15 protein-coding genes are annotated in these 14,616 nt (G+C 63.2%); 2 read left to right on the top strand and 13 right to left on the bottom strand.

Going from position 1 to position 14,616, the window contains the following annotated elements; genetic code table 11:
* Positions 1 to 14: 14 nt before the first annotated feature.
* The 10 genes from pcaF to paaA are packed head-to-tail and all read right to left on the bottom strand — an operon-like array spanning position 15 to position 8,359.
* Positions 15 to 1,220 carry a 3-oxoadipyl-CoA thiolase gene (gene pcaF, locus J0F90_RS15400; RefSeq protein ID WP_033639964.1) on the bottom strand — a complete coding sequence of 402 codons (1,206 nt, stop codon included), beginning with the start codon at positions 1,218 to 1,220 and terminating at the stop codon, positions 15 to 17.
* Positions 1,217 to 1,657, bottom strand: coding sequence for a hydroxyphenylacetyl-CoA thioesterase PaaI (paaI, locus tag J0F90_RS15395; RefSeq protein WP_033639965.1), 441 nt, complete (start codon positions 1,655 to 1,657; stop codon positions 1,217 to 1,219). Before paaI ends, pcaF begins: the two co-directional genes overlap by 4 nt.
* Positions 1,654 to 3,186, bottom strand: coding sequence for a 3-hydroxyacyl-CoA dehydrogenase (locus J0F90_RS15390; RefSeq protein ID WP_033639966.1), 1,533 nt, complete (start codon positions 3,184 to 3,186; stop codon positions 1,654 to 1,656). Before J0F90_RS15390 ends, paaI begins: the two co-directional genes overlap by 4 nt.
* 2 nt (positions 3,187 to 3,188) lie before the next feature.
* Positions 3,189 to 3,980, bottom strand: coding sequence for a 2-(1,2-epoxy-1,2-dihydrophenyl)acetyl-CoA isomerase PaaG (gene paaG, locus J0F90_RS15385; protein ID WP_015378353.1), 792 nt, complete (start codon positions 3,978 to 3,980; stop codon positions 3,189 to 3,191).
* A gap of 3 nt (positions 3,981 to 3,983) precedes the next feature.
* Positions 3,984 to 4,757, bottom strand: coding sequence for a 2,3-dehydroadipyl-CoA hydratase PaaF (gene paaF / locus J0F90_RS15380; RefSeq protein ID WP_033639967.1), 774 nt, complete (start codon positions 4,755 to 4,757; stop codon positions 3,984 to 3,986).
* An 8-nt stretch (positions 4,758 to 4,765) separates the two neighbouring features.
* Positions 4,766 to 5,824: a 1,2-phenylacetyl-CoA epoxidase subunit PaaE gene (paaE, locus tag J0F90_RS15375; protein ID WP_033639968.1), complete on the bottom strand. Its 1,059-nt coding sequence runs from the start codon at positions 5,822 to 5,824 to the stop codon at positions 4,766 to 4,768.
* A 13-nt stretch (positions 5,825 to 5,837) separates the two neighbouring features.
* On the bottom strand, positions 5,838 to 6,335 hold the full coding sequence (gene paaD, locus J0F90_RS15370) for a 1,2-phenylacetyl-CoA epoxidase subunit PaaD (RefSeq protein ID WP_033639969.1): 498 nt from the start codon (positions 6,333 to 6,335) through the stop codon (positions 5,838 to 5,840).
* A gap of 9 nt (positions 6,336 to 6,344) precedes the next feature.
* Positions 6,345 to 7,103 carry a 1,2-phenylacetyl-CoA epoxidase subunit PaaC gene (gene paaC, locus J0F90_RS15365; protein WP_033639971.1) on the bottom strand — a complete coding sequence of 253 codons (759 nt, stop codon included), beginning with the start codon at positions 7,101 to 7,103 and terminating at the stop codon, positions 6,345 to 6,347.
* Between the two features lie 8 nt (positions 7,104 to 7,111).
* Entirely contained in the window at positions 7,112 to 7,399 is a 288-nt protein-coding gene (paaB, locus tag J0F90_RS15360) for a 1,2-phenylacetyl-CoA epoxidase subunit PaaB (protein WP_004935173.1), read from the bottom strand.
* 21 nt (positions 7,400 to 7,420) lie between these two features.
* Positions 7,421 to 8,359, bottom strand: a complete 939-nt coding sequence (gene paaA, locus J0F90_RS15355; protein WP_033639972.1) for a 1,2-phenylacetyl-CoA epoxidase subunit PaaA — start codon at positions 8,357 to 8,359, stop codon at positions 7,421 to 7,423.
* 316 nt (positions 8,360 to 8,675) lie between these two features.
* Here paaA and paaZ point away from each other — a divergent pair, with 316 nt between their 5' ends.
* On the top strand, positions 8,676 to 10,742 hold the full coding sequence (gene paaZ, locus J0F90_RS15350; protein ID WP_033639973.1) for a phenylacetic acid degradation bifunctional protein PaaZ: 2,067 nt from the start codon (positions 8,676 to 8,678) through the stop codon (positions 10,740 to 10,742).
* A 43-nt stretch (positions 10,743 to 10,785) separates the two neighbouring features.
* On the opposite strand, the gene kdoO is transcribed toward paaZ, so the two are convergent.
* Entirely contained in the window at positions 10,786 to 11,679 is an 894-nt protein-coding gene (gene kdoO / locus J0F90_RS15345) for a Kdo hydroxylase KdoO (RefSeq protein WP_033639974.1), read from the bottom strand.
* A gap of 478 nt (positions 11,680 to 12,157) precedes the next feature.
* The gene (locus tag J0F90_RS15340; protein ID WP_033639975.1) at positions 12,158 to 13,711 is read right to left on the bottom strand and encodes a sensor domain-containing diguanylate cyclase; all 1,554 of its coding nucleotides are present in this window, start codon (positions 13,709 to 13,711) and stop codon (positions 12,158 to 12,160) included.
* Between the two features lie 160 nt (positions 13,712 to 13,871).
* Here J0F90_RS15340 and J0F90_RS15335 point away from each other — a divergent pair, with 160 nt between their 5' ends.
* Positions 13,872 to 14,066, top strand: coding sequence for a hypothetical protein (locus tag J0F90_RS15335; protein ID WP_016927199.1), 195 nt, complete (start codon positions 13,872 to 13,874; stop codon positions 14,064 to 14,066).
* 15 nt (positions 14,067 to 14,081) lie between these two features.
* Here J0F90_RS15335 and yjdN read toward each other — a convergent pair whose 3' ends face one another.
* Positions 14,082 to 14,501 (bottom strand): VOC family metalloprotein YjdN, encoded by a 420-nt coding sequence (gene yjdN / locus J0F90_RS15330; RefSeq protein WP_016927200.1) that lies wholly within the window; start codon positions 14,499 to 14,501, stop codon positions 14,082 to 14,084.
* Positions 14,502 to 14,616: the final 115 nt, after the last annotated feature.

Below are 14,616 nucleotides of genomic sequence, written 5' to 3'. Positions count from 1 at the left end.
GTTAGCCTCAGGGGTCAGACACGCTCAATGATCATGGCGATGCCTTGGCCGACGCCGATGCACATGGTGCAAAGCGCATAGCGGCCGGCTCGCCGTTCCAGTTCAAACAGGGCGGCCAGCGCCAGGCGCGCGCCGCTCATGCCCAGCGGGTGCCCCAGAGCGATCGCGCCGCCGTTGGGGTTAACCTGCGTGGCATCGTCCGGCAGGCCAAGCTGGCGCATCACCGCCAACGCCTGGGCGGCGAACGCTTCGTTCAGTTCGATGACGTCCATCTGCGCCAGGCTCAGCCCGGCGATCTCCAGCACCTTGCGGGTGGCCGGCAGCGGGCCGATGCCCATTAGGCGCGGCTCCACGCCGCAGGTGGCGGTGGCGACGATGCGCGCGCGCGGCGTCAGCCCCTGGCGCGCCGCCATCGCTTCGGAGGCGACGATCAGCGCCGCCGCGCCGTCGTTCAGGCCCGAGGCGTTGCCGGCGGTGACGCTGCCGGGCTGACGGAACGGGGTTTTCAGCGCCTGCAGCTGCTCGAAGGTGGTGTCGGCGCGCGGGTGTTCATCCTGGCTGAACAGGGTGACCGCGCCTTTTTTACCGGTGAGGCTGACCGGGGCTATCTCCTGCGCCAGGTGGCCCAGCGCCTGCGCCCGGGCGGCGCGCTGCTGGCTGCGCAGCGCAAAGGCGTCCTGATCGGCGCGGCTGATATTGAACTGCGCCGCGACGTTTTCGGCGGTCTCCGGCATCGAATCGGTGCCGAACTCGGCCTGCATCCGCGGATTGACGAAGCGCCAGCCGAGGGTGGTGTCGTACAGCTGCGCCTGGCGGCTGAAGGCGCTGTCGGCCTTGCCCATCACCAGCGGCGCGCGGGTCATCGATTCCGCGCCGCCGGCCAGCAGCAGCCCGGCGTCGCCGGCCTTGATGCTGCGCGCCGCCATCGCCAGCGCATCCAGGCCCGAACCGCACAGGCGGTTCACGGTGGTGCCGGAAACGCCGACCGGCAGCCCGGCCAGCAGCAGCGCCATGCGCGCCAGGTTGCGGTTGTCTTCCCCGGCCTGGTTGGCGCAGCCGAGGATCACGTCGTCCAGCTGTGCCCAATCCACCTGCGGATGGCGCTCCAGCAGCACGCGCAGCGGCAGGGCGGCGAGGTCGTCGGCGCGCACCTGCGCCAGCGCGCCGCCGTAGCGGCCGATCGGGGTGCGCACGCCGTCGCAGATAAATGCCTGATTCATGCCTGATCTCCTAAAATGCTGTGGCCAAGGCGGTGCGCGCGGCCGCGAAACCAGGCGACGGTTTTGCCCCGTTGGTTAACGATTTCGACGTCATACAGCCCGGTGGCTTTGCCCTGGTGGCGCATCTGCGCGCTGGCGGTGAGGCGATCGCCGGCCAGCGCCGGGCGGACGAAGTCGATGCTGCAGCCGGAGGCCACCGCCGCCAACCCCTGGCTGTTGCAGGCGTAGGCGAAGGCGGTGTCCGCCAGGCTGAACAGTTGGCCGCCGTGGCAGGTTTGGTGGCCGTTGAGCATCTGCGGGCCGACGGTCATGCTGACCTGCGCGTACCCGGCGTCGACGGCGTCGATGTGCATCCCCATCGCCTGAGCGCAGGTATCTTGCTGGAACATCTGTTCGGCGCAGCGCTGAGCCAGCGCGCGCGGCGTATTGGCGTTCATCGTTCGGCTCCTGAGAAAGAGGCGGGGGAAGCGTAGCGGCGCAGCAGCGGCATCGGGCGATAGCGCGCTTCGCCGTAATAGCGTTGCAGGTTTTCCAGCGTCGTCAGAATGTGACGCCAGCCGAGTGCGGCGCCCCAGGCCAGCGGGCCGCGCGGATAGTTGACTCCGCGCAGCATCGCCAGATCGGTATCTTCGGCGCCGGCGACGCCTTTGTTCACCACGTCGAGCGCTTCGTTGGCCAGCATGGCCAGGGTGCGCATCGTCAGCAGGCCGGGATAATCCGGCAGTTGAATGACCTGCTTGCCGAGGGACTGCAGCAGGCGAATCGCGTTGGCATTGTGTTGCGCGCCGTTTTGCGCCGCGCAGCTGATGGCGATGGCGGAGGCATGCGCATAGTCGGCACAGAGATCGAACAGCACCACGGGCGTTCCACGTTCGTCGGCCAGTTGGCCGGCGGTTTTACCATTGGTTAACATCAGTGTAACGTCGTCGATCGTGAGGTACGGGCTGGTCTGGCCAGGTTGTTTGATCGCCCCCGCATTTTCGATCAACAGTTCCGCCAAATCGGCCAGCGAAGACCAGTCGCCGTGCAGCGTGACGCGTTGCGGCGGCGCGGCCTGCGCCGGCGGCGCAAAGGCGATCATCTCTGCGGCGGGGCGTTGCGCGTCGTAGCGGTAGAAGCCGCGGCCGGATTTGCGGCCGAGATGTCCGGCGGCCACCAGCTCCTGCTGCACCAGTGAGGGGGTGAAGCGCGGATCCTGGTAGAAGGCCTGATACACCGAGTCGGTCACGGCGTAATTGACGTCCTGGCCGATCAGATCGGTCAACTGCAGCGGGCCCATGGCGAAGCCGCCAGCATCGCGCATGACTGCATCCAGGGTGGCGGCGTCGGCCACCCGTTCCTCCAGCGCGCGCAGGGTTTCGGCGTAGAATGGCCGCGCCACGCGGTTGACGATGAATCCCGGCGTCGAGCGGCATACGACGCTCTGCTTACCCCAGCGCTGCGCCAGGGCCTGCAGCGCGGCGAGGGTCTCGGCCCCGGTCTCCAGACCGCTGACGATCTCCACCAGCTTCATCAGCGGCGCCGGGTTGAAGAAGTGCAGCCCGGCCATGCGCGCCGGGTGTTGCAAGGCGCCGGCGATGGCGGTGATTGACAGCGAGGAGGTATTGCTGGCGAACAGCGCCGTGGGCGAGCAGACCGCTTCCAGATCGCGGAACAGGCTCTGCTTGATCGCCAGATTTTCCGCCACCGCTTCAATCACCAGCGCGCAGTCGGCCAGTTGCTCGAGCGAGTCGGCGCGTTCGAGGCGCGCCAGCAGCGCCTCGGTGGCGTTTGCGTCGGCCTTGCCGCCGTCGACCCGCTGCCGCAGGCGGCGAGCGAGTTCGTCGATCGCGCGCTGGGCGGCGGCGGGCGCGATATCGAACAGCCGTACCGGGTGGCCGGCGGCGGCGGCCACCTGGGCGATGCCGATGCCCATGGTGCCGGCGCCGATCACCGCCACCTGGCCATTAAGAAGGGGCGCGTTCATGGCTATTTCCCGCTGAAATTTGGCGTGCGTTTGGCGAAGAACGCGCTGACGCCTTCGCGATAGTCGTCGCTGCGGCCCCCCAATCGCTGCAGATCGCGTTCCAGATCGAGCTGTTGATCGAGGCTGTTGGTGGCCGAGCTGTAGATGGCTTTCTTGATTAGCCCCAAACCGTAGGTCGGCTGGGTGGCCAGATGGCGCGCCAGCGTTTGCGTGCGGTCGGCCAATTCATCCGCCGGCACCACCTGCCAGATCATGCCCCACTCCAGCGCCTGTTGAGCGCTGATTTTGTCACCCAGCAAGGCCATGCCCATCGCGCGGGCGTGGCCGGCCAGCCGCGGCAGGAACCAACTGCCGCCGGAATCAGGCACCAACCCCAGACGGCAGAACGACTGAATAAAGCCGGCGTTGTCGGCGGCGATGACGATATCGCACGCCAGGGCCAGCGCGGCGCCGGCGCCGGCCGCCACGCCGTTGACTGCGCATACCACCGGTTTCGGCAGGGCGGTCAGGCGGCGGATCAGGGGGTTGTAGAAACGTTCGACCGACAGGCCGAGATCCGGCGCCTGTTGATCGGCGCTGACGTTGCGATCGTTGAGATCCTGCCCGGCGCAGAAACCGCGCCCGGCGCCGGCGATCAGCAGGCAGCGCACGCTGTCGTCGCGCTCGGCTTGCGTCAGCGCTTCGCTCAGCTGGCGATGCATCTCGTCGTTAAAGCTGTTGAGCCGATCCGGCCGGTTGAGGGTCAGCGTCAACACGCCGGCGTCGAGATGGCTGAGAATCAATGCGTTATCCATAAATCAGCGCCCCTGATAGTTTGGCGTACGTTTTTCGAAAAAGGCGGCGATGCCTTCGCGGCGATCGTCGGTGGCGGCCAGGGTGACAAATTGCTGACGCTCCATCGCCAGCCCCTGGCTAAGGCCGATTTCCTCGGCCTGTTTCAGCGCCTGTTTGGCGGCGCGCAGCGCCAGCGGCGCCTGACGGCTGATGCGATCGGCAATCTGCTGCGTGCGCTCCAGCGTCAGGGCATCGACACATACTTCGCTGATCAGGCCGGCCTGCAGCGCGGTGCGGGCGTCGATGGCTTCGCCGGTCAGCACCATCTGGCTGGCGCGCGCCTTGCCGACGCAGCGGATCAGGCGCTGGGTGCCCCCGGCGCCCGGCATCAGGCCGAGGGTGATCTCCGGCAGGCCGAAGCGGGCGCTTTCGCCGCCGATGACGATGTCGCAGGCCAGCGCCAGCTCGCAGCCGGCGCCCAGGGCATAACCGTTCACCGCCGCCAGCAGCGGTTTGCTGAACTGCGCCAGCCGCTGCCACAGCTGCGGACGGCGATCCGCCAGCGTGGCCGGCAGATCCTGCTGTTGCAGTTCGCGCAGATCGGCGCCGGCGGCGAAGAAGCGCGCCGCGCCGGCGATCACCACGGCGCCCACGCCGCTGTCGGCGTCGGCCTGCTCCAGCCGGGCAACCAGCTGTTCCAGACACGGCGTGCTCAGGGCGTTACGCGCCTCCGGGCGATGCAGCGTCAGCGTGACCACGCGGTGTTGCTGCTGATGCAAAATAAAGGGGGTGTCCATCGCGGCTCCTAGACGTCGAAGTCCAACACCACGCCGTCGCCTTTCGGCCACGACTGGCAGCTCAATACATAGCCCGCCGCCAACTGATCCGGCTCCAGACTGTAGTTGACGCCCATCTCCACCTGGCCGGCCTTGAGACGGCATTTGCAGGTGGCGCACACGCCGCCTTTGCAGGCGTAGGGCAGATCGGCGCCCTGGCGCAGCGCGGCATCGAGAATGCTGTCGTCCTGTTCGCCGACCTCGATATCCAACCGGCGGCCGTCGAGCAGGATCGCCACCCGGGTGGCGTTGCGATCGCCGCTGTGGCGCGGGCGGGTGACCAGGCCGCTGGTGTTGAAGCGTTCGCTGTGGATGTGATTGGCCGGTACGCCGGCCTGCTCCAGCACGGTCTGCGCGTCGTCCATCATCGATTCCGGCCCGCAGATAAAGGCGTGGTCATAGTCGCGGAAATCCAGCAGCGCGCCGCCGATCGCCGCCAGGCGTTCACGGTCGATGCGGCCGCTGAGCAGCGGGCTGTCGAGGCTCTCCTGGCTGAACAGGTACAGCGGCTGAAAACGCTGCGGATAGCGGTTTTTCAGATCCGACAGCGCCTCTTTGAACATCATTGAACGGCTGTTGCGGTTGCCGTAGATCAGGGTGAAGCTGCTGCCCGGTTCGAACTGCAGCGTCGCCTTGATGATCGACAGCATCGGCGTGATGCCGGAGCCGGCGGCGATCGCCAAATAGTTGCCGCGGCGCTCCGCCTGCGGCTGGTAGCCGAAGCGCCCCTGCGGCACCATCACTTCCAGCGCATCGCCGACTTTCAGCATGCGGTTGACGAAGCCGGAGAAACGGCCCTGATCAATCGCTTTTACGCCGATCTGCAGCAGGCCTTCCTGCGGCGAACTGCAGATGGAATAGCAACGCCGCAGTTCTTCGCCGTTGACTAGCGCCTTGAGCGTCAGGTGCTGGCCGGGGGTATAGCGGTATTGGTTTTGCAGCTCGTCGGGCACCCGCAGGGTGATGGCTACGGCGTCCGGCGTTTCGCGCTCGATGGCGGCGACGCTCAGGCGATGAAAGACCGTCATGGTGTCAGCGCTCCTATATGCATTTGAAATAGTCGAACGGTTCCCGGCAGTCGCAACAGCGGTACAGCGCTTTACAGGCGGTGGAGCCGAACTCGCTGATCTTCTCGCTGTGGGTGCTGCCGCAGCGCGGGCAGGCTACCGGGCCGTGGGCATGCTGCCGATCGCAGGTGTGGCCCTGCGGCGGCGCTACGCCGTATTGCCGCAGCCGCTCGCGGGCGTCGGCGTTCATCCAATCAGTGGTCCAGGCCGGGCTGAGACGGATGTCCACCTGCACCGGGCTGAAGCCGGCGGCCGTCAGCCGCTGCTCAATGGCGTTGAGTAGAAATTCGGTGGCCGGGCAGCCGGAATAGGTTGGGGTGAAGGTCACGCGCCAGCCGCTGCCGTCGCGGGCCACGTCGCGCACCATGCCCAAATCGGTGATCGACAGCACCGGCAGTTCGGGATCGCTGATCTGTTGCAGACAGTGCCAAATCTGCGGGATTTCAGCGGGTTGCAAACGAGTGACGTTCATCTCCGCCTCCTACCATTGGCCGTTTGGATAGGCGCGTTGCAGGAACTGCATCTCCGCCAGCAGCGGGCCGAGGTGTTCACTGTGTTGGCCTTGTTTGCCGCCGTGCCGGAACGCCTGCTCGGCGGGCAGCGTCAACGTCGCCTGGCGCAGCGTCTCCTCCACCTGCGCTTGCCAGGGAGCCTGCAGCTGGCGCGGATCGACGGCGATGCCCTGTTCCGCCAGCTCAAGCTCCAGCGCGTCGGCGTGGAACAGCTCGGCGGTGAAGCGCCACAGGTTATCCAGCGACTGCTGGATCTTGCGGTGGCTGATGTCGTTGCCGTCGCCGAGGCGGATCATCCAGCCGCGGCTGAAGCGCAGGTGGTAATCGGCCTCCTTCAATGACTTGGCGGCGATGGCGGCGATCTGCGCATCGCCGCTGCGGCTCAACGCCTGATGCAGCTGCACGTGGTAGACGTCGAGCAGGAACTGGCGCACCAACGTGTCGTTGAAACCGCCGTTCGGCTGTTCCGCCAGCAACAGGTTATGAAACTGGCGTTCGTCGCGGCCGAAGGCCAGGCTGTCTTCGCTGCAGGGCGGTCCGGCCAGTTCGGCGGCGTAGCTCAGGAAGTTGCGCGCTTGGCCGAGCAGATCGAGCCCTATGTTGGCCAACGCCAGATCGATTTCCAGCTCGGGCGCGTGGCCGCACCAGGCGCACAGACGCTGGGCGAGGATCAAAGGCGTGTCGCCCTGGCGGAGCAAATAGCTGATGCGCGGATCGTTAACCGTCATGGTCGCCTCTACATGTTCTTGATGCCGTCGGGAATGGTGTAAAACGTCGGATGACGGTAGATCTTGTCTTCGGACGGATCGAAGAAGGCGCCGCGGTCTTCCGGCTGCGAGGCGATCAGATGGCGGGATTGCACCACCCAAATTGAGCAGCCTTCATTACGGCGCGTGTAGGCGTCGCGGGCGTTTTCCAGCGCCATTTGGTCGTCGGCGGCGTGCAGGCTGCCGACGTGGCGATGCGCCAGCCCTTGTTTGCTGCGGATAAACACTTCATACAGCGGCCATTCAACGTGGCTCATGATCTCGGTTCCTTATGTTGGCTATGCGGCGGAAGCGGCGTTTTTCGCGGCGTGGGCCATGGCGCCGTCACGCACCCAGGCGCCGTCTTCCCAGGCGCGGCGTTTGGCCTGCAGGCGTTCGTGGTTGCATTGGCCACGCCCTTTGATCACCTCATGCAGCTCGCTCCAGTCGATCTCGCCGAAGCGATAGTGGCCGGCGGCGGCATCCCAGTGCAGATCCGAATCCGGCGCCGTCATGCCCAGCGCTTCCAGCTGCGGTACGGTGTTGTCGACGAACTTCTGCCGCAGCTCATCGTTGCTGTGGCGTTTGATCTTCCACGCCATGCTCTGGGCGCTGTGGGGGGAGTCGGCGTCGCTCGGGCCGAACATCATCAGCACCGGCCACCAGAAGCGATCGATGGCGTCCTGCAGCATGGCGCGCTGCGCATCGCTGCCGTTGGCCATCGCCATTACCGCCTCGTAGCCCTGGCGCTGGTGGAAGCTTTCCTCTTTGCAGATCTTCACCATCGCCCGCGCATAGGGGCCGTAGGACGCGCGGCACAGCGCCACCTGGTTGACGATGGCGGCGCCGTCGACCAGCCAGCCGATCACGCCGATATCCGCCCAGTTGAGCGTGGGGTAATTGAAGATGGAGGAGTACTTCATCTTGCCGTCGAGCATCTTTTGGTAGATGTCCTGGCGCGAACAGCCGAGGGTCTCGGCGGCGCTGTAGAGGTACAGACCGTGGCCGGCCTCATCCTGCACTTTGGCCAGCAGCACCGCCTTGCGGCGCAGCGTGGGGGCGCGCGTCAGCCAGTTGGCTTCCGGCAGCATGCCGATGACTTCCGAGTGGGCGTGTTGGCCGATTTGCCGAATCAGGTTCTGACGATAGGCGTCCGGCATCCAGTCCTTGGCCTCAATGGCGATATCCGCCGCGATCTTGTCGTCGAAATGCTGCTGATACTGTGCGTCAGTTGTCATGCTTGCCTCTTGGTGATTCGTATTTTTCACATTAAATATAAAAATGTGAATCACTTTAACTAACCATAAGGCTACAAACTGATAACAAAAAGATCAAACGAGATTTATGTGGTTTTGCGAGCTCACTCACAAGTGTTTGTATTAACTTTTTGATTATATTTAATAAATAAAAGCAATGACTCCGTGTTAACGCCGGGAAATCGGCTTGAAAGCGCTTCTTGTTCTCTTTTTGTTAAAATTGAGTTTGGCGTCGACTGGCATTTATGTGATACGTAATTAAGCTGTATGGTGAAAATTTATGAATTCCGGAGGGCACATGCAGCAGTTACACAGTTATCTTTCTGGCGCCTGGGTGTACGGGCAGGGAGAGGCGCGCGAGATCCGTCACGCCGTGACCGGCGAAGCGCTGTACCAGGTCTGCTCCGACGGCCTGCCGTTAGCGGCGAGCCTGAGCTATGCGCGCAGCCACGGCGGCCCGGCGCTGGCGCACATGACATTCCAGCAGCGCGCCCAGATGCTGAAAGCGGTGGCGAAACACCTGCTGGCGCATAAAGAGGCGCTGTATCAGATTTCCTATCAAACCGGCGCGACGCGCGGCGACGGCTGGGTCGATATCGAAGGCGGCATCGCCACGCTGTTCGCCTATGCCGGCATGGCCGGCCGCGATCTGCCGGATGATACGCTGTGGCCGGAAGATGAGCTGATCCCGCTGTCGAAGCAGGCGCAGTTCGCCGCCCGCCACGTATTGACCTCGCGCCCCGGCGTGGCGCTGCATATCAATGCCTTCAACTTCCCTTGCTGGGGCATGCTGGAAAAACTGGCGCCGACCTGGCTGGCGGGCATGCCGGCCATCATCAAGCCGGCCACCGCCACCGCGCAACTGACGCAGGCGATGGTCAGGCTGATCGTCGACAGCGGGCTGGTGCCGGAAGGGGCGCTGCAGTTGGTATGCGGCGGCGTCGGCGACATGTTTGCGCACCTGGATTACAAGGATGCGGTGACCTTTACCGGCTCGGCGCAGACCGGGCAGCGGCTGCGGGCGCATCCGCGCCTGTTGGAAAAATCGATCGCGTTCACCATGGAGGCGGATTCGCTCAACTGCTGCGTGCTGGCGGAAGACGTGACGCCGGAGATGCCGGAATTTGCGCTGTTTATCAAAGAAGTGTGCCGTGAAATGACCGCCAAGGCGGGGCAGAAATGCACCGCGATCCGCCGCATCATCGTGCCGGCGGCGCAGGTGGCGGCGGTACGTCAGGCCTTGTTGCAGCGTCTGGCGGGAGTGACGGTGGGCGACCCGCAGTTGGAGCAGGTGCGCATGGGGGCGCTGGTCAGCCACGAGCAGCGTGATGATGTGCAAAGCAAGGTGGAGTTCCTGCTGCGCAACGGCTGCGAACCGCTGTGCGGCGCGTCGCTGGATAAGCTGGAAATCATGGGCGACGGCGCGCGCGGCGGGGCGTTTTATCCGCCGACCCTGCTGTATTGCGCCGATCCGTTCACCCATCAGGCGGTGCACGGCACTGAGGCCTTCGGCCCGGTGGCGACGCTGATGCCGTATGCGGATACCGAGCAGGCGATCGCGTTGGCGTTGCTGGGGCAGGGCAGCCTGGCGGGATCGCTGGTGACCGCCGATCCGGCATTGGCCAAGCGTTTCATTCGCGCGGCGGCGTGCGCCCATGGCCGCATGTTGATTTTGGATGAACAGGCGGCGGCGGAGTCCACCGGCCACGGTTCGCCGCTGCCGATGCTGGTGCACGGCGGCCCGGGGCGCGCCGGCGGCGGTGAAGAGCTGGGTGGACTGCGCGCGGTGAAGCACTATATGCAGCGCACGGCGATCCAGGGCAGCCCGGCGATGCTGGCGGCCATCGGCGGCGAATGGGTGCGCGGCGCGCCGGTCGCCGAACACCCGGTGCACCCGTTCCGGAAATACTTCGAGCAGCTGCAGCTGGGCGACAGCCTGTTGACCGCGCGCCGCACCGTGACCGAAGCGGATATCGTCAACTTCGCCTGCCTGAGCGGCGACCACTTTTACGCGCACATGGACAAGATCGGCGCTGCCGATTCGCTGTTCGGCGAGCGGGTGGCGCACGGTTACTTTGTGGTGTCCGCCGCGGCCGGGCTGTTTGTCGACGCCGCCGTCGGGCCGGTGATCGCCAACTATGGCATGGAGAATCTGCGCTTTATCGAACCGGTGAAGATCGGCGACACCATTCAGGTGCGGCTGACCTGCAAAAAGAAAATCCGCAAGCCGCAAAAAACCGCCGAAGATCGGCCGCACGGCGTGGTGGTGTGGGATGTTCAGGTGTTGAATCAGGAACAGCAACCGGTGGCGCTGTACAGCATCCTGACGCTGGTGGCGCGCCAGCAAGGGGACTTCGAGGCATAATGCGCGTTTCGCCGCCGCCGGCATCCCGGCGGCGGCGAGTCATTCAGATCAGCGGCTGCCCGCGCAGCTGTTCCAACACTTTCAGCGGCGAACGCTGCGGATCCTGCATCTTGTTCACCGGCAACAGGAAGGTCTGTTCCAACATAAACTGGCCGCCCATCGCGGCGTGCGGCGTTTGATCCGAGAAGCAAATCCAGCTGCTGCCCGGCGGGAATTCCAGCGCCAGCTGCGGACCCTGTTGCTGATAATCACCGTCGGCCTTCATGGCGTCATGCAACTGCAGCATCAGGTGGTCATAATGGCTGCGCCGGGTTTTGGTGATGCGCACCTGGTGCTGCAGCCAGCTGCTGAAGGCGGAATAGCGAGCGAGGCGCGGCATAAAGCGTTGCGCAAGTTCAGGGAACGGCTCGCCGACGCGCCATTGGCGATGCTCGCCGTGCGGGTTGATGTTGGTGAAAATGCGCAGAATGCGTTCGCCGTAGTTCGGGCGCGACGGGAAAGCGTCAACGTGCAGGCGGCTGTCGTCTTTGCGCCAGGAACTGGTCGCCCGCCAGGCGGAAACCGGGTGCAAACGCAGGCTGCCGGTGGGGTGGTGCAGCGCCTCCTGATACTCGGGCAACAGCCCGGCGATCAGCTGGCGGCAAGATTGATAATAGCGCTCCAGCAGTTGCTGAACCTGTTGCCGGCGTTCCGCGACGGCCACGCCGCTCAGTTTGCCGGACAGCGGTTGATAGCTGATGTTTTTGCGCTTCGGATCGACCAACGTCGGATCCAGCAGCGGCATTTCCTGATCAGATAGAGTGAAGGCCAGCTCGGGCAGAAACAGCACCTTGCCCTGTTCCAGTTCGCTGACCGCGCTGGATGCTTCCGCTGCCGCCCATTGTCGCAACGGCAGCGTCAGGACGGCCTGTTCACGCATAATATCGCCAGTAGGCATGAGATCTCCTCGCAAATCTATATCGCTTTATTCCCGCTTTCAGGTTGCCGCGTGGTTGGCTGCACTGGCTTGCGCCGTGGCTGGCTGGAGCGGCGTCAACAGGCCGCCCAATTGCAACGTGAAATTTGTGGGTTCTATTATGGATGTATCAGCAGGGCGCAGTGCGCCGAAGCGTGCGATGGCTTCCTGATATAGAGAATAGTCCTGATAAGAGTATCACCGGCAATACCAATGAAAAGTAAACGAGGGCTAAACGGAGCTGCGTGTAGGCACGAATAATCAAAAATGGCACGAATTGTCTGCGGAATGGCGAGTTTTTATCTCATTGAATTTTAATAGAAATAAATATTGCGCTTATTATTGGCGTTATTTTATCCAGAGCGCAGGGTAAACCGGGGAAATAATGTTGCGGAGGGGAATTATTTCATTTGGGTTGGTAATAAATCGGGCCGCCAAATTTTGGTGGCCCGATTAATGATTAAGCGCCGTAAATGCAGTTTTTGCCTTTTTTCTTGGCCTGATACAACGCGCTGTCCGCCTCATTGATAAAGCTGATCGGCGTATCGTTATACATATGCGGCACTTTGGCGCAGATACCGATGCTGATGGTGACGATGCCGTGCGGATTACCCTGATGCGGAATTTTCAGATCGCGCACCGCGTTGATGACGCGTTCGGCGAAAATCAGTGCGCCCTGGACGTCGGTATCCGGCAGGATAATCCCCATCTCTTCGCCGCCGTAACGCGCCAGAACGTCGTTGCTGCGGCACGCCAACCCTTTGAGCGTTTGGCCGATCTGCTGCAGGCATTGGTCACCGGCGACGTGGCCATAGCTGTCGTTGTACTGTTTGAAATAGTCGATATCCAGCATCAGCAGCGCCACGCTGCGGTAGTTGCGCGAAGCCCGCGCCAACTCGTTCTTCAGCGCGATATCAAACTGGCGGCGGTTGGCCAGCCCGGTCAGGCCGTCCAGCAGCGCCAGCTCTTCGAGCATCTGGTTGATGCTGGTCAACTGATCGCGGGTACGCATCAGCTCAGCTTCGGTTTGCATGCTGTGCTTGATTTGCCGCAGCAGCACCATGCCCATCGCCAACAGGATCACCAGCAGCGAGAGGCCGCCGGCGGCGAACAGCCCGGCGTCGGTGCGCCAGTCCGCCAGCGCGTCGCGTTTCGACAGCCCGGCGGCGATCACCAGCGGAAAGCGGTTGACCCGCGAATAGCCGTAGATGCGCTCTACTTTATCGTACAGCGAGGTGATGGTGGCGTTACCGAATTCCGAATGCGGCAAAATTTCGCTGAACAGCACGCCCTTGGCGATGTTTTTACCGATCGACGCCGCCGAGTAAGGGCGGCGGTAAAGGATGGTGCCGTCCGCCAGCAGCAGGTTCAGTGAGGCGTCGGTGTTGAGGGCGAAGCTGTCGTAAAACTGGCGGAAATAATCGATGTACAGCGTCGCCAGCACCACGCCGCCAAAGCTGCCGTCCGGGTTGTTGAAGCGCCGCGAAACGGGAATGATCAGATCGCCGGTGGTGCGGCTGCGGATCACCTTGCCGATGTACAGGCCGCCGTCGTCGCGGTTTTGATGGTATATGAAGTAATCGCGATCGGCGTTGTTGGCGTTCTTGATGAATTTGCCCGAGGAGGTCGCCAGCCAGCGGCCGCGCGCATCGTAGAGAAACAGCCCATGCAGCTGCGGCAGGTTGCCGACCTGCGTTTGCATCACCCGCTGCAGCCGGGTCAATTGCGAGGGCCCCAATCCGTCGTTCTGGAGACGTTCGGTCAGATCGAGCAGATTGCCGTCCACCTGCATGAAAGTATCGTCGGCATGCTGCGCCAGCGAGCGGGCGAGGTTGGCGGATTCATGCTCGGCGCTGCGCAGATCGCGCTGGTGTGCGTTCCAGATTTGCCAGCTGTTAAAGAGGATCAGCGTGGCGGCAACGATGATGACAAACACGCCGGCCTGAAATAATAATGGGGAGCTTTTAACGCTGCGCGCCGGCACGGCATCCTGTATGGGTTGCTGCTGAGTCATGTCACCCTTGTTGTGTGATTACTATTCAGTTTGAGTTAAGAGCAATCTTATATTTTATGCATAAATGCGCCAGACCTCTAGCCTTTAACGAGGCGATAAGGCGAAAGGTCGATCGCAGCCCGCATCAGCGGCGGTGTGAGCACCTCGGAGTGAAAGAGCAATGTCTGATTACATCATTATCGCTTTACTGACGCTGGCGGTGTATTACCCCCTTACGCTGGGAACGCTGGCGGTGATGATGTACTTCGCCTGGCGCCGCCGCCGGTCGCCCTATTGGCGGTTGGGATTGGCGCTGTTGGCGCTGCTGTTCGCGCTGTTCGCCAAAGCGGCGTATGACTGGCACCGCTACAGCTAGCGGCGCCATGCGGGGTTATTCGACGTTGATCATCCAGTTGACGCCGAATTTGTCGGTCAGCATGCCAAAACCTTTGGCCCAGAAGGTGGCTTGGTAAGGCATCGTCACCTGGCCGCCCTGCGCCAGATTGTCGAACAGTTTGCGTCCTTGTTCCGCATCGCTGGGGTTCAGCGACAGCGAGAAACCTTTGTGGGAAGCACCGCCGCTGTCATCTTGCGGACAGCCGTCGGAGGCCATCAGTACGCCGTCGCCGATCAGCAGGCGCGCATGCATGATCGCTTCAGGATTGACGTCCTCCGGCCCGCCTTGGCGGGCTTCTTCGGGCATGTCTTTGAAGCGCATGACCATTTCAATTTTGGCATTCAACTGCTGTACATAGAAGTTAATCGCTTGCTCACAGTTGCCGCTGAAGAACAAATAGGGTTGTACCAGCATGACATTGACCTCGGTTGTGGCCCGACAGGCAACGACCGGCCCTCGGGCGGGAAGAAATGATTGCTGGCGGCAATAATTGCCGTCGGTGACTTATTAGTGTAGTCCCCCTGACGTA

Source organism: Serratia marcescens subsp. marcescens ATCC 13880 (genome assembly GCF_017299535.1).
In the GTDB taxonomy this organism is placed as follows: Bacteria; Pseudomonadota; Gammaproteobacteria; order Enterobacterales; family Enterobacteriaceae; genus Serratia; species Serratia marcescens.
This window is presented reverse-complemented; position numbering and strand designations above follow the sequence as displayed.